This is a genomic window from Micromonospora sp. LA-10, assembly GCF_051853095.1.
Classification (GTDB): domain Bacteria; phylum Actinomycetota; class Actinomycetes; order Mycobacteriales; family Micromonosporaceae; genus Micromonospora; species Micromonospora echinospora_A.
In genome coordinates this window covers 3,351,372-3,372,126 of sequence record NZ_CP195710.1, presented here as the reverse complement: position 1 = coordinate 3,372,126, position 20,755 = coordinate 3,351,372, and the positions used below count along the sequence as shown (strand labels likewise).

Annotated in this window: 16 protein-coding genes; 11 read left to right on the top strand and 5 right to left on the bottom strand. The window is 72.3% G+C overall.

Going from position 1 to position 20,755, the window contains the following annotated elements:
* Positions 1–21: 21 nt before the first annotated feature.
* Genes ACSDG8_RS15885 through ACSDG8_RS15860 form a run of 6 tightly spaced genes read left to right on the top strand, consistent with a single transcriptional unit; the run spans position 22 to position 5,596 of the window.
* Positions 22–879, top strand: coding sequence for an STAS domain-containing protein (locus ACSDG8_RS15885; protein WP_210892637.1), 858 nt, complete (start codon positions 22–24; stop codon positions 877–879).
* Complete coding sequence (locus tag ACSDG8_RS15880) at positions 879–1,289, top strand: STAS domain-containing protein (RefSeq protein WP_439426994.1); 411 nt, start codon at positions 879–881, stop codon at positions 1,287–1,289. Before ACSDG8_RS15885 ends, ACSDG8_RS15880 begins: the two co-directional genes overlap by 1 nt.
* A complete protein-coding gene (locus ACSDG8_RS15875; RefSeq protein ID WP_210892641.1) occupies positions 1,286–1,705 on the top strand; it encodes an ATP-binding protein in 420 nt (139 codons plus the stop codon). Before ACSDG8_RS15880 ends, ACSDG8_RS15875 begins: the two co-directional genes overlap by 4 nt.
* Positions 1,702–2,715 carry a SpoIIE family protein phosphatase gene (locus tag ACSDG8_RS15870; protein ID WP_210892643.1) on the top strand — a complete coding sequence of 338 codons (1,014 nt, stop codon included), beginning with the start codon at positions 1,702–1,704 and terminating at the stop codon, positions 2,713–2,715. Before ACSDG8_RS15875 ends, ACSDG8_RS15870 begins: the two co-directional genes overlap by 4 nt.
* Positions 2,712–4,055 carry an ATP-binding protein gene (locus ACSDG8_RS15865; RefSeq protein ID WP_210892645.1) on the top strand — a complete coding sequence of 448 codons (1,344 nt, stop codon included), beginning with the start codon at positions 2,712–2,714 and terminating at the stop codon, positions 4,053–4,055. The genes ACSDG8_RS15870 and ACSDG8_RS15865 overlap by 4 nt, the downstream gene beginning before the upstream one ends.
* Positions 4,056–4,057: 2 nt before the next feature.
* Positions 4,058–5,596, top strand: coding sequence for a SpoIIE family protein phosphatase (locus ACSDG8_RS15860; RefSeq protein WP_210892647.1), 1,539 nt, complete (start codon positions 4,058–4,060; stop codon positions 5,594–5,596).
* 28 nt (positions 5,597–5,624) lie between these two features.
* On the opposite strand, the gene ACSDG8_RS15855 is transcribed toward ACSDG8_RS15860, so the two are convergent.
* The gene (locus tag ACSDG8_RS15855) at positions 5,625–6,413 is read right to left on the bottom strand and encodes a helix-turn-helix domain-containing protein (protein ID WP_210892649.1); all 789 of its coding nucleotides are present in this window, start codon (positions 6,411–6,413) and stop codon (positions 5,625–5,627) included.
* 31 nt (positions 6,414–6,444) lie between these two features.
* Here ACSDG8_RS15855 and ACSDG8_RS15850 point away from each other — a divergent pair, with 31 nt between their 5' ends.
* The gene (locus tag ACSDG8_RS15850; protein ID WP_210892651.1) at positions 6,445–7,011 is read left to right on the top strand and encodes a TIGR03086 family metal-binding protein; all 567 of its coding nucleotides are present in this window, start codon (positions 6,445–6,447) and stop codon (positions 7,009–7,011) included.
* Between the two features lie 174 nt (positions 7,012–7,185).
* On the opposite strand, the gene ACSDG8_RS15845 is transcribed toward ACSDG8_RS15850, so the two are convergent.
* Positions 7,186–7,329 (bottom strand): hypothetical protein, encoded by a 144-nt coding sequence (locus ACSDG8_RS15845; RefSeq protein ID WP_210892653.1) that lies wholly within the window; start codon positions 7,327–7,329, stop codon positions 7,186–7,188.
* A gap of 22 nt (positions 7,330–7,351) precedes the next feature.
* Here ACSDG8_RS15845 and ACSDG8_RS15840 point away from each other — a divergent pair, with 22 nt between their 5' ends.
* On the top strand, positions 7,352–8,299 hold the full coding sequence (locus tag ACSDG8_RS15840) for a threonine ammonia-lyase (RefSeq protein ID WP_210892655.1): 948 nt from the start codon (positions 7,352–7,354) through the stop codon (positions 8,297–8,299).
* Between the two features lie 48 nt (positions 8,300–8,347).
* Here the strand turns inward: ACSDG8_RS15840 and ACSDG8_RS15835 are convergent, their stop codons facing one another.
* Complete coding sequence (locus tag ACSDG8_RS15835) at positions 8,348–10,441, bottom strand: S9 family peptidase (RefSeq protein WP_210892657.1); 2,094 nt, start codon at positions 10,439–10,441, stop codon at positions 8,348–8,350.
* 100 nt (positions 10,442–10,541) lie between these two features.
* On the opposite strand from ACSDG8_RS15835, the gene ACSDG8_RS15830 reads away from it, so the two are divergent.
* Positions 10,542–12,137: an FAD-binding oxidoreductase gene (locus ACSDG8_RS15830; protein ID WP_439426993.1), complete on the top strand. Its 1,596-nt coding sequence runs from the start codon at positions 10,542–10,544 to the stop codon at positions 12,135–12,137.
* A gap of 888 nt (positions 12,138–13,025) precedes the next feature.
* Here the strand turns inward: ACSDG8_RS15830 and ACSDG8_RS15825 are convergent.
* The gene (locus ACSDG8_RS15825) at positions 13,026–15,089 is read right to left on the bottom strand and encodes a SpoIIE family protein phosphatase (RefSeq protein WP_210892661.1); all 2,064 of its coding nucleotides are present in this window, start codon (positions 15,087–15,089) and stop codon (positions 13,026–13,028) included.
* Positions 15,090–15,257: 168 nt separating this feature from the next.
* Between ACSDG8_RS15825 and ACSDG8_RS15820 the strand changes: the two genes are divergently transcribed.
* Both ACSDG8_RS15820 and ACSDG8_RS15815 read left to right on the top strand, forming a co-directional pair.
* Complete coding sequence (locus ACSDG8_RS15820) at positions 15,258–19,622, top strand: HAMP domain-containing protein (protein WP_210892663.1); 4,365 nt, start codon at positions 15,258–15,260, stop codon at positions 19,620–19,622.
* On the top strand, positions 19,619–20,176 hold the full coding sequence (locus ACSDG8_RS15815) for a response regulator (protein WP_013283536.1): 558 nt from the start codon (positions 19,619–19,621) through the stop codon (positions 20,174–20,176). The genes ACSDG8_RS15820 and ACSDG8_RS15815 overlap by 4 nt, the downstream gene beginning before the upstream one ends.
* A gap of 4 nt (positions 20,177–20,180) precedes the next feature.
* Here the strand turns inward: ACSDG8_RS15815 and ACSDG8_RS15810 are convergent, their stop codons facing one another.
* Positions 20,181–20,705 carry a GbsR/MarR family transcriptional regulator gene (locus ACSDG8_RS15810; protein WP_307856137.1) on the bottom strand — a complete coding sequence of 175 codons (525 nt, stop codon included), beginning with the start codon at positions 20,703–20,705 and terminating at the stop codon, positions 20,181–20,183.
* Positions 20,706–20,755 lie beyond the last annotated feature (50 nt).

Genomic DNA, 20,755 nt, shown 5'->3' with positions numbered 1-20,755 from the left:
TCCAAATCAGGGAGGTCAACCATGGCGTTGAGCGCCGAACAGGGTGATCGGCTCGCCCACTTGCTCACTCAGCACGCGGAGCGGTTGACCAGTCGCTGGATCGAGATCATCGCCGGTTCGCTGCGCGGCCGCCTGAGCCGTGCCGAACTGGCTCGCCAGGTGCAGGAGCTGCATCGCGCGCTGGTCGACGCCGGCCAGCACGGTGTCACCGACCTGGCCGGCGAGCACGGTGGTGAGCTGCGCGCGGTGCTGTCCGAGCTGTCCACCAACCGGGCCCGTCAGGGGTTCTCCGCCACCGAGACCGCGATCAGCGTCTTCGCGCTGAAGGAAGCCCTGCTGGAGCTGATGGAGGAGGAGAAGGGCGAGGACACCCTGCGGGACTTCGTCGCCTACTCCGCGCTCATCGACCAGATGGGGCTGTTCACCTTCGAGACGTTCGTACGGGCCCGGGAGAGCCTGATCGCCGACCAGGCGGAGCAGTTGCTGGAGCTCTCCACCCCGGTGGTCAAGCTCTGGGAGGGCGTGGTCGCCGTCCCGCTGGTCGGGACGCTGGATTCGGCCCGTGCCCAGGTCGTGATGGAGCGGCTGCTCCAGACCCTGGTCGACACCGGGTCGCCGTACGCGATCATCGACATCACCGGCGTACCGGCGGTGGACACCCAGGTCGCGCAGCACATCCTCAAGACCGTGGTGGCCGCCCGGCTGATGGGCGCCGACTGCATCATCTCCGGCATCCGCCCGCAGATCGCGCAGACGATCGTGGCCCTCGGCATCGAGTTCGGCGACATCGCGACCAAGGCGAGCCTCGCCGACGCGCTGCGCCACGTGCTGCGCCTGACCGGGGTCGAGACCGCTCGCCGCCAGCGCCGGGAGTCCTGATGGAACGGGTGCCGATCCTCAAGATCGGCGACATCCTGCTGGTCTCCATCCAGGTCGACATGTCCGACCAGACGGCGATCCAGTTGCAGGAGGACCTGGCCGAGCGGATCGTCGCCACCGGCTGCCACGGCGTGATCATCGACATCACGGCGCTGGACATCGTCGACTCGTTCGTCGGCCGGATGCTCTCCACCATCGCGTCCATCTCGAAGGTGCTGGACGCCGAAACGGTGGTGGTCGGCATGCGCCCGGCCGTCGCCATCACGCTCGTCGAGCTGGGGCTGTCGCTCAACGGCATCCGTACCGCGTTGAACGTCGAGCGCGGCATGGAGCTGATCGCGGCCAGCCGCCCCGACGAATGGGACGAGGCGGCCGACGACGAGGGCACCGAGACGACGGCGACGGCATGACCACCGGCGTCGACCTCGGCGTGCCGGCGACGCAGGCGATCCGCAGCGACGAGGACGTGGTGCGGGTCCGGCAGTTGGTGCGTACCACGGCCGTCGCGGTCCGGCTCTCCCTGGTCGACCAGACGAAGCTGGTGACCGCCGCCAGCGAACTGGCCCGCAACACGCTGATCTACGGCGGCGGGGGCAGCGCCGAGGTGAGCACCGTCTCCGACGGGCGACGGCGCGGCGTGCGGATCCTCTTCGCCGACGAGGGGCCGGGCATCCCCGACCTCGACCTGGCGCTGACCGACGGCTACACCACCGGGGGCGGGCTGGGCCTCGGGCTCAGCGGGGCCCGCCGGCTCGTGGACGACTTCGACATCCAGACGGCTGTCGGCGAGGGGACGCGGATCACCGTCACCAAGTGGTCGCGATGACCGCTGACGTGGTCCCCGACCACGGGGTGTGGTTCCGGATCGACAACGGCGCGACCGCCGGCGGCGTACGCCGCGCCGCCGAGCGTCTGGGCCGGCAGATCGAACTGAGCACCGAACGTGTCGCGGATCTGGCCATCGTCACCGCCGAGATCACCAGCAACCTGGTCAAGCACGCCCGCGAGGGCTCGCTCCTGATGCGTCCGGCACGCCGGGACGAGCGGGCCGGGGTGGAGCTGGTGGCGATCGACTCCGGCCCCGGCATGGCCGACCTCACGCTCTCCTCGGTCGACGGCCACTCCACGGCCGGAACGCTCGGCATCGGCCTCGGCGCGATCGTCCGGCAGGCGAGCCGGTTCGACGGCTACTCGTTGCCGGCCCGGGGCACGGTCCTGGTCGTCCAGGTATGGGACGACGCACCGCCGGAGCCGGACTGGGCCGCCGGTCTGGCCCGGCCGATCACCGGCGAGCAGAGCAGCGGCGACGGGTACGCGGTTCGCGAGGTCGACGGCCGCCGGCAGGTGCTGGTCTCCGACGGCCTCGGCCACGGGCCGCTGGCCGCCGCCGCGACCGGGGCCGCCGTGTCCGCGTTCCGTTCCGCGCCCGACGGGCCGCCGGACGTGGTGGTGCGGCACCTGCACGCCTCCATGTCGCACACCCGGGGCGCGGCGCTCGCGGTGGCCGAACCGGATCCCGCCGCCGGGCTGCTCCGCTACGCCGGCCTGGGCAACATCGCCGCGATGATCGTCACGCCGGGCGAGCGGCGGCGCGGGCTGGTCTCGCTGCCGGGCATCGCCGGGCACCAGCGTCCGGCGATCCGCGGGTACGACTACCCCTTCTCGCGCGACGCCACCCTGGTCATGCACAGTGACGGGGTGGTGGATCGCTGGGATCTGGACGACTACCCCGGGCTGGCCGGGCGCAACCCGTTGCTGACCGCCGCGACGCTGCTGCGTGACGCCGGCATCCGTCGCGACGACGCCTGCGTCCTGGTGGCGCGGGGGGCGGCATGACAGAACCCCTTCTGCACCTCGCGCTCCGCGTCGAGCAGGACATCTTCCTGGTCCGGCAGCGTGGCCGGGAGGTGGCCGCGGCGGTCGGGCTGGAACACCAGGACCAGGTGCGGATCGCCACGGCGCTCAGCGAGGTGGCCCGGGAGTTGCTGAGCAGGACCGACGGCGCGGACGTCACGTTCGCCCTCGACCGGGACGCCGTGGGCCGCCGGATCCTCCAGGTCGACCTGTCGCCGCTGCGTCCGCTGCCCGACCGGTACGAGCCGCAGTCCGGCGCCGTCGCGCGTCTGGTGGACACGTTGCGTCTGGTGGCCGTCGAGGGCGATACCGTCGTGAGGATGTCCCGACGAGTGCCCGACCACGCCGCGGAGCTGACGCCGGAACGCGCCGGCCGGCTCCGCGCCGAGCTGGCCGAGCGTGCTCCGGGCTCCGCGCTGGATGAGCTGGCCGCGCAGAACTCCCAGCTCATCGCGGCCCTCGACGAGGTACGCAGCCAGCGCGACGAGCTGGAGGTGCTCAACTCGGAGCTCCAGGAGACCAACCGGGGCGTGATGGCGCTCTACAACCAGCTCACCGAGGAGCTGGAGGAGACCAACCGGGGCGTGGTGGCGCTCTACGCCGAGCTGGAGGAGAAGTCCGCGCAGCTGCGGGCCGCGAGCGAGTCGAAGAGCCGGTTCCTGGCCAACGTCAGCCACGAGCTGCGCGCGCCGGTCACCGCGATCATCGGACTGGCCCGGCTGCTCGCCGACTCCGCCTCCGACCCGCTCACCGGCGAGCAGGCCCGCCAGGTGGGGCTGATCCGGTCCTCGGCGGGCGACCTGCTGGGGCTGGTCAACGAGCTGCTCGACCTGGCGAAGGCGGAGTCCGGCCGGATCGAGCCGGAGTGGTCCGAGGTCGACCTGCGCGCGGTGTTCGGGCAGCTGCGCGGCACGCTGCGGGCGCTCACCACCCGCTCCGAGGTGGAGCTGGTGGTCGAGGAGCCGCCGGCCCCGGCGACGCTGCGCTCGGACGAGGTGCTGCTCGCCCAGGTGCTGCGCAACCTGCTGCACAACGGCCTGAAGTTCACCGAGCGCGGCGAGGTACGCATGCGCGCCGAGCGCCGGGGCGAGCAGTGGATGCTCTCGGTCACCGACACCGGCGTCGGGATCCCGTCCGAACTGCACGAGCGGGTCTTCGAGGAGTTCTACCAGGTGCCCGGCACGACGCGGGTCGGCGGCACCGGGCTCGGCCTGCCGTACGCGCGGCGGCTGGTCACGCTGCTCGGCGGGACGCTGGAGCTGCGGAGCGAAACCGGCCGGGGCAGCACGTTCACAGTGCTCCTTCCCGCGGGCGGAGCGTGACGGTGGACAGCGGGGCGGTGACCGTGCTGGTGGTCGACGACAGCGGCCCCAAACGGTACCTGCTGGTCAACTGGCTCACCCGGGCCGGTTTCGTCACCGTGGAGGCCGAGAACGGCACGCAGGCGCTGGACCGGGTGGCCCGGGAGCATGTCGACCTCGTGGTGCTCGACGTGCGGCTGCCCGACATGAGCGGCTTCGAGGTGTGCGAGCGGATCAAGGAGGGGTACCCGTACATCCCGGTCATCCACGTCTCCGCCCACGCGGTGGACGTGGTCGACCGGGCGCAGGGGCTCACCCGGGGCGCGGACGCCTACCTGGCCGAGCCGATCGAGCCGGAGGAACTGGTCGCCACCGCGCACGCGGTGCTGCGCTACTACCAGGCCCGGCTGCGTGCCGAGCAGCTCGCCGAGCGGCTCGCCGCGCTCGCCGACGCCACAGTGGAGATGCACGCGACGCCGAACTTCGTCCGGTTGCTGGAGGCGGCCGCGAGCGGCGCGGCGCGGATCTTCAAGGCTCCCGCGGCGGTGGTCGCGGAGACGTTCGACGGGGACTGCCTGGCCGGGGTGGCGGCCGACCCGCATACGCCGGCCAGGATCGTGCCGTGGGTGGTGGACGACACCGGAGTGCCGATCGGCACCCGGGTACGCGTCGACGAGCCGGCGAACTGGGCGCTGGCGGACTGGCCGGACGGCGACACGGTGACGGTGGCCGCCTCCCGGCTGCGCGAGGACCGCGCCCCGCTGTACGTGGTGGTGCCGACCGCCACCCAGACCGTCCGTACGCCGGTGCTGGTGCAGCTCGCCCAGGCCGTCGCCTCGGCGGTGGAGGCGCAGCGGTCCTTCGACGAGGAGCACCGGATCGCTGTGACGTTGCAGCGCAGCCTGCTGCCGCAGCGCCTGCCCGACGTCGTGGGCCTGGACCTGGCCGTGCGGTACGAGCCGGCGAGCGCGCAGACCGAGGTGGGCGGCGACTTCTACGAGTTGGTGATGCTCGACGGGCATCTGCTGGTGGCGATCGGTGACGTGGCCGGGCACTCGCTGCACGCCGCCACCGTGATGGCCGAGTTGCGGCACGCGGTGCGCGCGTACGCGGTCGAGGGCCATCAGCCGGGGGTGATCCTGGACCGGGTCAACGAGCTGATGCGCAACCTGTTGCCGAACGAGCTGGCCACCATCTGCGTGCTGCTGCTCCACCCGCCGACCGGGCTGGTCCGGCTGGCCAGCGCCGGGCACCTGCCGGCGTTGCTGAGCCGCGACGGCCGGGTCGAGTTCGTGGCGCAGTCCGCGCCGCTGCTCGGGGTGCGCGCGAAGCGTCCGCCCGACCTGGAGTTCGTGCTTCCCGCCGGGGCGACGCTCGTGCTCTACACCGACGGGCTGATCGAGCGGCGGGACGCCACCATCGACGACGGCATGGCGGCGCTCGGCGTGGCCGCCACCCGGGTGGACGACAACCTGGACGAGTTCTGCCAGCGGCTGCTGGTCGAGCTGGCGCCACCGGAGATCCAGGACGACGTCGCGGTGGTCGCGGTCCGCCGTCGCTGACCCGCACCGGCGCGGGTGCCGGCGAGCGTCACGGACGTAGGGCCGCCAGCGAGCGGGCGTACGCCGCGGGCGAGACCCCGGCGACGGCGGTGAACTCGCGGACCAGGTGGGCCTGGTCGGCGTACCCCAGATCGGCGGCGACCCGCGACCAGTCCAGCGGCCCGGCGGCGGCCTGTTCGATCGCCTCCTGGAGCCGGTAGCGGCGGATCACCCACTTCGGACCGACGCCGACGTGGTCCAGGAAGAGGCGCTGGAGCCGGCGGACGGAGACGCCCCGCCGCCGCGCGAAGTCGGTCACCCGCAGCACGGTCCGGTCGGCGCGGATCTCCTCGACCAGCGCGGTGGCCTCCGCGGTGAGCGGATCCGCGACCGGCGACCACGAGGTCAGCAGCTCGTCCAGCCTCGCGCAGCGCTCGTCGTCGGTCCCCGGACAGACCGGCCCCTCGGTGATCGGTACGCGCCGGCCGGTCAGCTCGGCGACCGGGCGCCGCCAGAACGGCCGGAAGCCGCCCGGACGGAACTGGACCCCGGAGACCCGGCCGGCGCCGTGCAGCGTGACGGCGAACAGGCCGGTGTCGACGCCGGCGATCTCACCCTGCTCGGCCGCACCGTCCTGCGCCTGGAACACCACGTTCACCGTCGGGTGCGGCACCACCCGCTGCTCGAACGGCTCGTCCAGGTCCCAGTCGATCAGCCAGTAGTGCTCGACCCACCGGCGCAGCGCCGGGGCGGCCATCCGGCGCCGGAACCGCACCTGCCGGCGCAGCCGGTCCGGATCGAGGATGCCCCGGTTGTCGCGCCGCGGTTCGTGTCGCATTTCTTCAAGACCGCCCTCATACGCTGCCCCTATGAGCACGAAGACTAGTGAACTGCTCGCCGTCGCGGCGCCGCGTACGGTCGCTGTGGTTCGCGGCATCTCCGACGACCAGCTCGGCCTGCCCACCCCGTGCCCCGACTACACGGTGCGCGACCTGCTCGGTCACCTGTTCGACGTGGTGGTCAACTTCCAGGAGCTGGCCCGCCGGGAGGAGGTCGACTGGTCCGGCAAGACCGACCACCTGACCGACGGCTGGCGCGACCGGTTCGCCACCGAGGCGGCCCGGCTGACCGAGGCGTGGTCCGACCCGGCCGCGCTGGAGGGCGTGTCACCCGGCATGGGGCTGCCACAGGAGACGGTCGGGTTGATGGCGCTGATCGACCTCACGGTGCACGGGTGGGACCTGGCCCGGGCCACCGGCCAGGAGCTGACAGTGGACCCGGCCGTGGTGTCGGCGGGGCACGAGTTCATGGACCGCATGGGCGACATGGGGCAGAAGATGGGCGCGTTCGGTCCGCCGGTGCCCACCGAGGCGGCACCGACCAGCATGGACGCGCTGCTCGGCCGGGCCGGGCGGAACCCGGTCTGGACCCGCTGACCCGAACGGCCCGCGTGGTCCCGCGCGGGCCGTTCGGGCGCGGTGTGCGCCGGGTCCGCGTACCGGATGGCTCGGTAAGCCCGCATTTTCCGCTGTTGCTCGCCGGCACGGGGCGGCGAGCGGCACGGACGGCGGCGTCCGCCGGGCCGGGACGGTCGGCGTCCGGCCCGGCGGTCAGCGGCCGAGCAGCCCGGCGGAGCCGGCGACCACCAGCCCGATCACTGTCGAACAGCAGCAGACGACGAGCGCGGCGGCGACCACCACGAGGACCAGCCAGGTCGGTCCCCGTCGCGCCGTCGAGGGCTCCTCGTCGCTCATCCCGGCAGTCTAGGTTGATGCGATGGAGCTGATCTCGATCGCCGACGTCCGGGCCGCCGCCGAGGACGTGGCCGGCACCGTGCTGCGGACCCCGTTGGTGCCGGTGCTCTGGGACGATCAGCTGTGGCTCAAGCCGGAGAACCTGCAACCGGTGGGGTCGTTCAAGCTGCGCGGGGCCACCCACGCGGTGGCCCGGCTCGATCCGGCGACCCGGTCGCGGGGCGTGGTCACCCACTCGTCGGGAAACCACGGGCAGGCCCTGGCGTACGCGGCCCGCGCCCTCGGCGTGCCCTGCACGGTGGTGGTCCCCGAGGGCGCGCCGGAGGTCAAGGTGGCCCGGATGCGGGCACTCGGCGCCGACGTACGGCTGGTGCCACCGGCCCGGCGGCTCGCCGAGGCGGAGCGGATCGTGGCCGGGATCGGCGCGACGCTGGTGCCGCCGTTCGACCACCCGGCGGTCATCGCCGGCCAGGGCACCGTCGGGCTGGAGATCGTCGCCGACCTGCCGGACGTGGACGTGGTGCTGGTGCCGGTGGGCGGCGGCGGGCTCGGCTCCGGCGTGGCCACGGCCGTCAAGGCGCTGCGCCCGTCCGCCGCCGTGATCGGCGTGGAGCCCGAGCTGGCCGCCGACGCCCGGGAGTCGCTCGCCACCGGTGAGGTGGTCGTCTGGGGCGTCGAACGCACCTACCGGACGTGCGCCGACGGGCTGCGGACCAACCTGTCCGCGCTGACCCTCGCCCACCTGCGGGACCGGCTCGACGGCATCGTCACGGTGACCGAGGACGAGATCATGGCGGCCACCGGCCGGCTGATCCGGGACGCGCGACTGGTGGCCGAGCCGAGCGGCGCGGTCGCCCTGGCCGCCCGGCTCTTCCACAGTGGCGAGCTGCCGGCCGGCCGTACCGTCGCGGTGGTGACCGGCGGCAACGCCGACCCGCACGTGCTGTCCGCCGCGCTCGCCCAGGTGTAAGGAAGGGCCCCTTGTTAACAGACGTCTGTTAAGAAGGGGCCCTTCCTTTCACGCGCGGCCGACGCGGTCCAGGATCCAGGCGTTGACGAACGCCTCCTCACGCCACGAGTCGTACCGGCCGCTGGGACCGCCGTGGCCAGCGCCCATCTCGGTCTTGAGCAGGTAGTCGCCGGCCGGCGCGAGCGCGCGCAGCCGGGCGATCCACTTGGCCGGCTCGTGGTAGAGCACCCGGGTGTCGTTGAGGCTGGTCACCGCCAGGATCGCCGGGTAGTCGGCGGTGGTGACGTTCTCGTACGGCGTGTACGACTTCATGTACGCGTACACCTCGGGGTCGTCCAGCGGGTTGCCCCACTCCTCCCACTCGGTGACCGTCAGCGGCAGCGACGGGTCGAGGATCGAGGTGAGCGCGTCCACGAACGGCACCTGCGCGACGATCCCGGTGAACGCGTCCGGAGCGAGGTTCGCCACCGCGCCCATCAGCAGGCCACCGGCCGACGCGCCCCGGGCGACCAGCCGGTCGCTGGCCGTCCAGCCCGCCTTGACCAGGTGCCGCGCGCAGGCCACGAAGTCGGTGAACGTGTTCTTCTTGGCCAGCAGTTTGCCCTCGTCGTACCAGCGCCGGCCCAGCTCACCGCCGCCCCGGATGTGCGCCACCGCGAAGATCACGCCGCGGTCGAGCAGGCTCAGCCGGGCGATCGAGAACCACGGGTCCATGCTCGCCTCGTACGACCCGTAGCCGTAGATGACGGCGGGCGCCGAGCCGTCGCGCGGGGTGCCCCGGCGGCACACGAGCGAGATCGGCACCCGGGTGCCGTCGTCGGCGAGCGCCCAGTCCCGGTGCTGCTCGTAGTCGGCCGGGTCGTACGGCCGCCCGTCCGGCCCGGGGCGTACCGGCTTCTGCCGCCGCAGCGTCAGCTCCCGGGTCACCAGGTCGTAGTCGTAGACCGAGTCCGGGGTGACGAGCGAGGTGTAGCGCAGCCGCACCTCGTTCGTGCGGTACTCCGGGTTGGCGTCCAGCCCGACGCTGTAGATCGGCTCGGGGAAGTCGATGTCCCAGCTGTCGTCGCTGCCGACCGGCAGCACCCGCAGACCGGTCAGGCCGTTGGCGCGCAGCGACACCACGAGGTGGTGCTCGAACGCGTCGACCGCCTCCAGCCGGGTGCCCGGCGTGTGCGGGATCAGCGGCGTCCAGTCGCCCGGCGCGTCCGCCGAGGTGTACGCGAGCGCGAAGTCCTCCGCGCCGTCGTTGTGCAGGATCAGGAAGCGGTGGCCGTGGTGCTCCACCGCGTACTCGATGCCCTGACGCCGCGGGGCCACGACGGCGGGCTCGCCGGTCGGGTTGGCGGCCGGGATCACCCGCACCTCGCTGGTGATCTTGCTGTGGATGTCGATGACCACGAAGCGCTCGGAGCGGGTCAGCTCGACGCCGACCCAGAACCGCTCGTCGTCCTCCTGGTAGACCACCACGTCCTCGCTGGACGACGTGCCGACGGTGTGCCGCCAGACCCGGTTCGGCCGCCACGCGTCGTCCACAGTCACGTAGAACAGCGTCGACGCGTCACTCGACCAGGCGGTGCCGTAGAACGTGTCCGGCACCTCGTCCGGCAGTGACTCGCCGGTGGTCAGGTCCTTGATCCGCAGCGTGAAGCGCTCGTCGCCGGAGAAGTCGGTGGAGTAGGCCAGCCAGCGGCCGTCCGGGCTGACGTCGAACGCGCCGAGCGAGAAGAAGTCGTGCCCCTCGGCGAGCTGGTTGCCGTCGAGCAGCACCTCCTCACCGTCGAGCGGCGCGCCGTCCGCGCTGACCGGGGGCGCGGTCTCGCCGGGGCGGACCGCGCGGCGGCACTGCACGCCGTACTGCTGCCCCTCGACAGTGCGGGTGTAGTACCAGTGACCGTCCTTACGGGTCGGCACCGACAGGTCGGTCTCCTGGGTACGCCGGCGCGTCTCCTCGAACAGCTCCGCGCGCAGCTCGGCCAGGTGGGCGGTGCGCGCCTCGGTGTACGCGTTCTCGGCGTCCAGGTAGGCGATCGTGTCCGGGTCGTCCTTGGCGGCGAGCCAGGCGTACTCGTCGAGGACTGTGTCACCGTGATGGACGCGCTCGGTCGGGACGCGCTTGGCGACGGGCAGTGGGGTTTCGGTCACGGCGCCACGTTACCGGGCGCCGGGCCGCCGCCGGGCGCGCCCGCCGCGCCAATCCGGCGACTCGCCGCCAGGGCTTTCGAACATGTGTACGATGACCGCCATGGCGGATGCAGCTCGTTCCACCAACCGACCCGGAGCCCTCGACATCACCCGGAAGCTGGCGGAGATCTGCGGTTCGCCGTTCGCCCGCTTCGCCGGCCCGGCCGACGAGGTGGCCGGGCGTACCGCCCGTTGGGTGGCCGTGCCGGGCGGCCCGCGCGCCGCCGCCGAGGTGTTGCGACTGGCCGCCGCGTACGACCTGACAGTGGTGCCCCGTGGCGCCGGCACGAAGATCGACTGGGGCGCCGCTCCGGCGCAGGTGGACATCATGCTCGACACCGGCCGCCTCGCCGGGGTCTGGCACGAGCCGCGCGACGCGGCGGTGGCCGAGATCGGGGCCGGTACGCCGCTGCGCGCGGTCCAGGCCACGCTGGCGCGTACCAACCGGCGGCTGCCGGTCGACGCGCCCTCGCCGGGCGCGACGCTCGGCGGGGTGCTCGCCGCCGACGAGTCCGGTCCGCTGCGGCACCGGCACGGCAGCCCGTGCGCCCAGCTCATCGGCGTGCGCTATCTCGACGCCGACGGCGAGCTGGTGAGTGTCGGCGAGTCCGGCACGGAGGCGTTCGGCCGGGCCGCCCCGGGTGTCGGCGGCGGCCGGCCGGGCGGACGCGCTCCGGCTAGCGATGGTGCTGGCGGCGTGAGCGGTGCCGGTTGGGGTGCCGGCGGTCCGGCGGACGGTCCCGGCTGGGGTGCTGGCGGTCGGGCGGGCGGTGCCGGCTGGGGTGCTGGCGGTCCGGCGGGCGGCGCCGGCGGAGATCCGGGGCGCGGTGGCGGCGACGCCATCCTCGGTCGGGGTGGGATGCCAGGGCTGGACGTGGCCCGGCTGCTCTGTGGCTCGCAGGGCGGGCTCGGGGTGCTGGTCTCGGCCACCATGCGGGTGCACGCCGTACCGGCGGGCCGGCTCTGGGTGTCCCGCCCGGTCTGGACGCCGCTGGAGGTCCACGATCTGGTTCGGGCTGTGCTGGCCGCCGACGTCGATCCGGCCGCCGTCGAACTGGACCTGCCCGTGCCGGTGCCGCTGCCCCGGCGCCGAATCCCGGCCACGCACCCGTCGGTGATCAACCGCCCCGATCACCCGGCCGTGACCGGCCGGCCCGCGGCGGGCAGCCTGGTGGTGCTGCTGGAGGGCGGCCCGGCCGACGTGACCGAGCGGGCCGAACGGCTGATGGCCGTCCTCGGCGCCCCGGCGATGGTCAGCCACCACGCGCCGGAGTGGTGGGGGCGCTACCCGTTCGCGCCCGGAGACACCGCGCTGCGCATCGAGGTGCCCATCAACGACCTGCACGCCGCCGTCTACGCGCTACGCGACGCCGCCGGCGCCCCCGTGCCGGTACGCGGCTCGGCCGGCACGGGCGCGGTGCACGCCGCCCTGCCCGGCGCGCTGCCGCCGGAGCGGGTCGCCTCGATCCTCACCGCCGTCCGCAGCGTCCTGATCGCCCGGCAGGGCCGGTGCGTCGTGGTGGCCGCACCGACAGCGGTGCGCCGTAGCGTGGACCTCTGGGGCGAGCTGCCCGCGCTGCCGCGCCTGCGCAGCGCCAAGGCCCACTTGGACCCGCACCACCGCCTGGCCCCCGGCCGCCTCCCCGGCGGCCTCTGACCAAGGCCCCCTTCACACCGGACGCCCATTCCAGCGGGCGCGGCAGCGGCGGGCACCACTTCGGGGGTGGTGGTTGTGTCGGCGTGCCCGGGATGCCGCCACCTCGGCGGGCTGGTGCGTCGATCGCCAGTTCGGGGTGGTGGTCGTATCCACGTCCCCAGGATGCCGCCACCTCGGCGAGTTGGTGCGTCGATCGCCAGTTCGGGGTGGTGGTTGTGTCGGCGTGCCCGGGATGCCGCCACTTCGGCGAACTGGTGCCGCCGACCGCCAGTTCGGCGTAGTGGTCGTGTCCGCGTGCGCCCGGATGCCGCCACTTCGGCGAACTGGTGCCGCCGACCGCCAGTTCGGCGTAGTGGTCGTGTCCGCGTGTGCCGGATGCCGCCACCTCGGCGGGCTGGTGCTGCCACCGCCAGATCGGTGTGGTGGTCGTGTCCGCGTCCCCGGGATACCGCCACTTCGGCGAGCTGGTGCGTCGATCGCCAGTTCGGGGTAGTGGCTGTGTCCGTGTGCGCGGGATGCCGCCACCTCGGCGAACTGGCGTCGCCCACCCATTAGTTCACCGACCCAGCCCCGCCAACCCACCGCAGACAACCTGTCACCGGCGCTCGCGCCTCACGGCTGCCGTGATCAAGGGCTTTGCGTCACGTTCCGCGCCTCCCCAAGCCCCAAACTCCTTGATCACCGCTGAGCCGGCCCGAGGGCCGGGGCCGGCGCCGGGACCGGGCAGGCCCAAGGGCGTGATCATGAGGTTAGCGGGGGCGAAAGGGACGAATTGAGCGGTCAACTTCATGATCGACCAGGCGAGGCGAGGCGAGGCGAGGCGAGGTGAGGCGAGGTGAGGCGAGGTGAGGTGAGGCGAGGCAGGGCGAGGCAGGGGGAGGGGGAGGGTTAGGGGGTGTCGTTTCGGAGGACCAGGATGGCTATGTCGTCGCGCGGTGGCTCCACCGAGAAGGCGATCGTGGCGGCGCGCAGCCGGGCGGCCACCACGTCGGCCGAGTACCCGGCCAGCGGCGCCGCCGACTCGCGCAGCCGTTCGGTGCCGAACAGCTCGCGTCCGCGCCGCCGTTCGGTGACCCCGTCGGTGTAGAAGATCAGCGCGTCGCCGGGCTTGAGCGCCAGCTCGGCGGTGGGCGTGCTGATGGTGTCGAGCAGGCCCAGCGCCGTACCGCCGGTCCCGACGAACGTGGCGCCGCCTCCGCCGTGCAGCAGCACCGGGCGGTCGTGGCCGGCCAGGTGCAGCGAGACGTCGAGCTGGTCGCCGTCGCCGGGCGAGACGGCTGCCAGCGCCAGCGTGCAGTAGCGTCCGCCGCCGCGCTCGACGAGCGTCTCGTTGAGCCGGCTGAGCACCTCGGGCAGCGGCTTGCCGTCGCCGACGAGGACCCGGATGACGTCCCGGACCAGGCCGGTCACGGCGGCGGCCTGCACGCCCTTGCCGGATACGTCGCCGACCACCACGAGCCAGCGGCCGTCCGGCAATGGGACCACGTCGTAGAAGTCGCCGCCGACCTCCGCGTCGTCGCCGGTGGGGACGTACTCGGCGGCGAAGCCGATGCCTTCGACCACCGGGAGCACCGGCGGCAGCAGGGACTGCTGGAGCGTCTGGGCGACCCGGCGGCGTTCGGCGTGGATGCGGGCGTTCTCGATGGCGAGGGCGGCGCGGCGGGCCACGTCCTCCAGCACGGAGACCTCGTCGGGGTCGTGCCGCTGCCGCTGGTGCCGGCCCACGGCGAGGGTGCCGAGCCGTTGCCCGCGGGCGATCAGGGGTACGGCGAAGCCCTCCATCGGCCCGCCGAGCGGCACCTGGGCGGCGTTGCGGGACGCCTCGCGCAGCCGGGACTGGATCGAGTCCGGGCCGGTCTCCTGGAGGATCCGGTGCAGCTGCGGCAGCATGGCCTCGTCGGCGTGGCTGGACGCGGCGAGGCGCAGCCGCCCCCACTCGTCGGTGGTGTGCACGGCGCACCACTGGCCGAGGCGGGGCACCACGAGCTGCGGGATGAGCGCCATGGTCAGCTCGACGTCCAGCGACTGGGCGAGCAGTTCGCTGGCCTCGGCCAGAAACGTCAGCCAGGTCGACCGGCGCACGTCGGCGCGGCGCAGGCGGTCGTTCTCCAGGTGCAGCGACAGCCGCTCGGCGGCCAGCACCGCCAGCGGCCGGGCGTACGTCGAGGGCGCCGCGTCCAGTTCCAGCTCACCGGTGTACGGGCGGTGCACGGCGAGCGGTACGCGCAGCAGTTCGTTGCCCTCGCGCGGCTGCCGGCCGTACCGGGCGAACACCTGGGTGCCGAGTCCGTCGCCCCGGTCCAGCCGGACGGTGCCACCGGCGGCGCCGACCATTTCGCCGACCCGGCTCAGCAGGGCGGTGGCGAACTCGGGCAGCGGCTCGTCGGCGTACGGGTCGGGGGTGATCTGCATCAAGTCGCTCATCGCGGCGGCGCTGGGCGTACCGTCGCCGGTCCGTTCCGGCTCGGTCAGCGGCGGCGGGCCGGCCGACGGGCGGGCGGGCCCGCCGGGGCCGGGCCGGTCGAGGCGGAACCAGACGCCCTTGCCGGTGGGCAGGTACGTGGTGCCCCATCGGCTGGAGAAGTGGTCGACGAGCAGCAGCCCGCGCCCCCGCGTGGCGACCTCGGCGATGTCGGAGGTGGTGTTGCGCACGCCGACGATCAGTTCGTCGACGGGTCCGGAGGCGAAGTCGGTGACGGTCACGGTGAGGCCGTCCGGGTCGGCTTCGACCTCGATGTCCAGTTCGGTGCGCGCGTGCTCGACGGCGTTCGTGGTCAGTTCCGTGGTGAGCAGCAGCGCCTCGTTCAGCAGTTCGGGCAGCCGGGCTTCGAGCAGCATGGTGCGTACCACGGCGCGGGCCGCCGCCGGGGTGCGGCGGTCGGCGGGGAGGCGGACCCGGCGGACGTGCTCGTCCGCACCGCCGCTCCGAGTGGCCCCCGCCTCCGCTGACACCTCCGTATCCTCCACCGCCCCGACCCCGGGTGCCAAGCGTCCGGCGAACCGGCCAGTCGGGCGGATACGACGCGTGACGCGGGGTTGCACGCCGTGACCTCGACGGATCACGCGGCAGAATGATGGGATGGCCGCGTGACGGCACGAGCCCGAGCGGAGCGAGGAACCATGACCACGGCAAAACAGTCGGCGACGGCGGACCCGTCCGCGTCCGACCACGAGGTGCTCCTCGGCGAGCTGGTCGACGCGTTGCGCCGGGTGGCGCACGGTGACCTGCGGGTACGCCTGCCGCGCCGGGCCGGACTGCCCGGTGAGGTCGCCGACGCCTTCAACGACGTGGTGTCGTTGCAGGAGCGGCAGCACCTGGACCTGCGGCGGATCAGCCGGATCGTCGGCCGCGACGGCCGGCTCACCGAGCGCCTGGACGACGAGGGTCTGGACGGCTCGTGGGCGGAGGGGCAGCGGGCGGTCAACTCGCTCATCGACGACCTGGGCCGGCCCACCACGGAGATCGCCCGGGTGATCGTGGCGGTGGCCGACGGCGACCTCTCCCAGCACATGGCGCTGGAGATCGACGGCCGTCCGCTTCGTGGTGAGTACCTGCGCATCGGCCGGACCGTGAACACGATGGTGGATCAGCTGTCGTCGTTCGCGGACGAGGTGACGCGGGTGGCCCGCGAGGTGGGCACCGAGGGCAAGCTGGGCGGCCAGGCCGACGTGCGTGGCGTCGCCGGCACCTGGAAGGACCTCACCGACTCGGTGAACACCATGGCGTCGAACCTCACCGGTCAGGTGCGGTCGATCTCGCAGGTGGCGACCGCGGTCGCGAAGGGCGACCTGTCGCAGAAGATCACGGTCGGGGCGCGCGGCGAGGTGGCCGAGCTGGCCGACACGATGAACTCGCTCACCGACACGCTGCGGCTGTTCGCCGAGCAGGTGACGCGGGTGGCCCGCGAGGTGGGCACCGAGGGCAAGCTCGGCGGCCAGGCGGAGGTGCCGGGCGTGGCCGGCACCTGGAAGGACCTGACCGACAACGTGAACTCGATGGCGTCGAACCTGACCGCGCAGGTCCGCAACATCGCCCAGGTGTCGACCGCTGTCGCCAAGGGTGACCTGTCGCAGAAGATCACGGTGGCCGCGCAGGGCGAGATCCTGGAGCTGAAGGACACCGTCAACACGATGGTGGATCAGCTGTCGTCGTTCGCCGACGAGGTGACGCGGGTGGCCCGCGAGGTCGGCATCGAGGGCAAGCTGGGCGGCCAGGCGCAGGTGCGCGGCGTCTCCGGCACCTGGCGCGACCTCACGGAGAACGTGAACCAGCTCGCCGGCAACCTGACCAGCCAGGTCCGCAACATCTCCCAGGTCTCCACGGCGGTCGCCAAGGGCGACCTGGGTCAGAAGATCACAGTGGACGCGCAGGGCGAGATCCTGGAGCTGAAGAACACCGTCAACACGATGGTCGACCAGCTCTCCTCGTTCGCCGACGAGGTGACGCGGGTGGCCCGCGAGGTCGGTACCGAGGGCAAGCTGGGTGGTCAGGCCCAGGTCAAGGGCGTCTCGGGTACGTGGCGGGACCTGACCGACAACGTGAACTCGATGGCGTCGAACCTGACCAGCCAGGTGCGGAACATCGCCTCGGTCACCACGGCGGTGGCGAAGGGTGACCTGTCGCAGAAGATCACCGTGGACGCCCGGGGCGAGATTCTGGAGCTGAAGTCGACTGTCAACACGATGGTGGATCAGCTGTCGTCGTTCGCCGACGAGGTGACCCGGGTGGCCCGCGAGGTGGGCACCGAGGGCAAGCTCGGCGGGCAGGCCCAGGTGCGCGGCGTCGCCGGCACCTGGCGGGACCTGACCGACAACGTGAACTCGATGGCGTCGAACCTGACCGCGCAGGTCCGCAACATCGCCCAGGTGTCCACGGCGGTGGCGAAGGGTGACCTGTCGCAGAAGATCACCGTGGACGCCCGGGGCGAGATCCTGGAGCTGAAGTCGACTGTCAACACGATGGTGGATCAGCTCTCCTCGTTCGCCGACGAGGTCACGCGGGTGGCCCGCGAGGTCGGTACCGAGGGCAAGCTGGGTGGTCAGGCCCAGGTCAAGGGCGTCTCGGGTACGTGGCGGGACCTGACCGACAACGTGAACTCGATGGCGTCGAACCTGACCAGCCAGGTGCGCAACATCGCCTCGGTCACCACCGCCGTGGCGAACGGCGACCTGGGTCAGAAGATCACCGTGGACGCGCAGGGCGAGATCCTGGAGCTGAAGAACACCGTCAACACGATGGTCGACCAGCTGTCCTCGTTCGCCGACGAGGTCACGCGGGTGGCCCGCGAGGTGGGCACCGAGGGCAAGCTCGGTGGTCAGGCCCAGGTCAAGGGCGTCTCCGGTACGTGGCGCGACCTCACCGAGAACGTCAACCAGCTCGCCTCCACCCTCACCACGCAGTTGCGTGCGATCGCCCAGGTCTCCACGTCGGTGACCCGCGGCGACCTGACCCAGCGCATCAACGTGAAGGCGCAGGGCGAGGTCGCCGAGCTGAAGGACAACATCAACCAGATGATCGTCACCCTCCGGGAGACGACGAAGAAGAACGCCGAGCAGGGCTGGCTCGACTCCAACCTGGCCCGCATCGGCGGCCTGCTCCAGGGTCAGCGCGACCTCGGCGAGGTCTGCCGCATGATCATGATGGAGGTGACCCCGCTGGTGGACGCGCAACTCGGCGCGTTCTTCCTGGCGGACAGCTCCGAGGGCAGCATGCGGCTGCGGCTCACCGCCTCCTACGGCTACGTGGCCCGCGGGCACGACGTGACGTTCGGTCCGGGCGAAGGGCTGGTCGGGCAGGCCGCGCTGTCCCGCCGGACGATCCGGGTCAAGGCGCAGCCGGACGGGCGCCTCGTGGTGCGTTCCGGGCTGGCCGACACGCCCCCGGCCGACCTGGTGGTGCTCCCGGTCCTGTTCGAGGGCGAACTGCTCGCCGTGATCGAGTTCGCCGGCGTGGCCACGTTCTCCGACCTGCACCTGGCGTTCCTGGAGCGGCTGGTGCTCACCATCGGCGTCGCGGTCAACACCATCCAGGCCAACCGGCGTACGGAGGAGCTGCTGGCGCAGTCGCAGCGGCTGGCGCACGAGATGCAGGACCAGTCGGCCGAGTTGCAGCGCACCAACGCCGAGCTGGAGGACAAGGCGAAGCTGCTGTCCGAGCAGAAGGCCAACATCGAGACGCAGAACCGGGAGATCGAGCTGGCCCGCCTCGGCCTGGAGGAGAAGGCGCAGCAGCTCACCCGGGCGTCGGCGTACAAGTCGGAGTTCCTGGCCAACATGAGCCACGAGCTGCGTACGCCGCTGAACTCGCTGCTCCTGCTGGCCCGGCTGCTCGCCGAGAACCCGGAGCGGAACCTCAGCCCGAAGCAGATCGAGTTCGCCCGGACCATCCACAGCGCCGGCTCGGACCTGCTCTCCCTGATCGACGACATCCTCGACCTGTCCAAGATCGAGGCGGGCCGGATGGACGTGGAGCCCACCGAGATCCAGTTCTCCGAGATCCGTGGGTACGTCGAGCAGGCCTTCGCGCCGCAGGCCGAGGAGAAGGGCCTGGACTTCCAGGTGCGGGTCAGCCGCGACCTGCCGCCGGCGCTGGTCACCGACGCCCTGCGGTTGCAGCAGATCCTGCGCAACCTGCTCTCCAACGCGGTGAAGTTCACCGACAACGGGGCGGTGACGCTGCGGATCGGGCCGGCGGCCGAGAACGCCGTCTTCGACGTGCCGGCGCTGACGAACGCGCAGCGGGTGATCGCGTTCACCGTGATCGACACCGGCATCGGGATCTCCGACGACAAGCTGTCGCTGATCTTCGAGGCGTTCCAGCAGGCGGACGGCACGACCAGCCGGCGGTACGGCGGGACCGGCCTCGGGCTGTCCATCAGCCGCGATCTGGCCCGCCTGCTTGGCGGCACGATCACCGTCTCGTCCGCGCCCGGTCAGGGTTCGACGTTCACTCTCTTCGTACCCGATGTGCTGGCGCCGGACGCGGTGGTGGCGCCGGCGCCGCCGTCGCCGAGCCGCGCGGGCCTGCCGTCGTCGCTGCTCATGCCGATGGAGCTGCCGCAGCCGCAGGAGACGCCGGCGACCCGGCGGCTGGACGGCGTGACCGTGCTGATCATCGACGACGACGTGCGGAACGTGTTCGCGCTGACGTCCGCGTTGGAACTGCACGGGATGACCGTGTTGTACTCGGACAACGGGGCGGACGGCGTCCGCCAGCTCGCCGAGCATCCGGAGGTGGACATCGTCCTGATGGACGCCATGATGCCGGACCAGGACGGGTACGAGACGACCGCGCAGATCCGCCGCAACCACCGGTTCGCGGACCTGCCGATCGTCTTCCTGACCGCCAAGGCGATGCCCGGCGACCGGGAGTCGGCGCTCAGCGCCGGCGGCAGCGACTACATCACCAAGCCGGTGGACCTGGACGAGTTGATCGAGCTGATGGCGTCCTGGATCGGCCGCAGCCGAGGCGAGGAGAACGAGTGACGCAGACGGCCAAGGCCCTGCTGGTGGACGACCGGCGGGAGAACCTGATGGCGCTGGAGGCGATCCTCCAGGGTCTCCCGGTGCAGTCGGTCGCGGTGGAGAGCGGCGAGGCCGCGCTCAAGCAGCTCCTCGTGGACGACTTCGCGGTGATCCTGCTGGACGCCCAGATGCCGGACATGGACGGCTTCGAGACGGCGACCCACATCAAGCGGCGCGAGCGCACCCGGCACGTACCGATCATCTTCCTGACCGCCGCGGACAAGGACGCCCAGCTCGCGCTGCGCGGCTACGCGGCGGGCGCGGTCGACTACCTGACCAAGCCGTTCGACCCGTGGGTGCTGCGGGCGAAGGTGACTGTCTTCGTCGACCTGTGGGTGAAGACCCGGCAGCTCGCCGCCCAGTCGGACCTGGTGCGGGAGCGGGATCTGCAGTGGCGGCACCTGACTGACGCGGTGGACGAGGCGACGGCGCTGCTGCGCGCCGACGACGACCCGTCCACCCGGGAACGTGCGGTGGAGCTGCTGGAGCAGGCCCGCTGGGGCAACACCCGCTGACGGCTCAGCCGCCGACCGGGCCGCCGTGCCCGGTCGCGGCCCGCCGGGCCCGCCACCGGTCGCCGAGCGATTCCAGTTCCTCCTGTACGAAGAGGAAGAAGTCGCGCATCTCGGCGACCCGTTCACCGGCGGGGGTGCTGCGGCCGTGCAGCGCGTCGACCCCGCCGGCGGCGATGTCGATGAAGTTCTTGTAGAGCGTGGTCTTGGTGATCGTCGCCTCGTACCAGGGGTTGTCCGGCATCCGGTAGCGGTCGCGCCGGGAGCCCTTGACCGGCTCGCGGACCAGCATGGCGAACTGGGTCAGGTAGCGGACCGCGCCGCTGACCGCCGCCGCGCTGACGCCGAGCCGTTCGGCGATCTCGCCGGCGGTGAGCGGGCCGTCGGCGCTCATCACCGTGAACAGGACCCGGGCGGCCATCCGGGGGAAGCCCACGTCGGCGAAGGCCATCGCCATCCGCTCCACGAAGAGGTGGACCTCCTCCTCGTCGTGACGGGACGGCTCGTTCATGGTCGGCTCCTCGACACTCACCCCGTGACCCTACAGTCTTCACAAGTTTGTGAAACGAGCGTAACTTCTGA

What these genes read in the sequence shown, in the direction of transcription:
- ACSDG8_RS15820 (WP_210892663.1), top strand. Translation starts at nt 15,258, where the DNA reads ATGACCACGGCAAAACAGTCGGCGACGGCGGACCCGTCCGCGTCCGAC.
- ACSDG8_RS15850 (WP_210892651.1), top strand. Translation starts at nt 6,445, where the DNA reads ATGAGCACGAAGACTAGTGAACTGCTCGCCGTCGCGGCGCCGCGTACG.
- ACSDG8_RS15830 (WP_439426993.1), top strand. Translation starts at nt 10,542, where the DNA reads ATGGCGGATGCAGCTCGTTCCACCAACCGACCCGGAGCCCTCGACATC.
- ACSDG8_RS15875 (WP_210892641.1), top strand. Translation starts at nt 1,286, where the DNA reads ATGACCACCGGCGTCGACCTCGGCGTGCCGGCGACGCAGGCGATCCGC.
- ACSDG8_RS15880 (WP_439426994.1), top strand. Translation starts at nt 879, where the DNA reads ATGGAACGGGTGCCGATCCTCAAGATCGGCGACATCCTGCTGGTCTCC.
- ACSDG8_RS15845 (WP_210892653.1), bottom strand. Translation starts at nt 7,329, where the DNA reads ATGAGCGACGAGGAGCCCTCGACGGCGCGACGGGGACCGACCTGGCTG.
- ACSDG8_RS15870 (WP_210892643.1), top strand. Translation starts at nt 1,702, where the DNA reads ATGACCGCTGACGTGGTCCCCGACCACGGGGTGTGGTTCCGGATCGAC.
- ACSDG8_RS15865 (WP_210892645.1), top strand. Translation starts at nt 2,712, where the DNA reads ATGACAGAACCCCTTCTGCACCTCGCGCTCCGCGTCGAGCAGGACATC.
- ACSDG8_RS15855 (WP_210892649.1), bottom strand. Translation starts at nt 6,413, where the DNA reads ATGCGACACGAACCGCGGCGCGACAACCGGGGCATCCTCGATCCGGAC.
- ACSDG8_RS15885 (WP_210892637.1), top strand. Translation starts at nt 22, where the DNA reads ATGGCGTTGAGCGCCGAACAGGGTGATCGGCTCGCCCACTTGCTCACT.
- ACSDG8_RS15840 (WP_210892655.1), top strand. Translation starts at nt 7,352, where the DNA reads ATGGAGCTGATCTCGATCGCCGACGTCCGGGCCGCCGCCGAGGACGTG.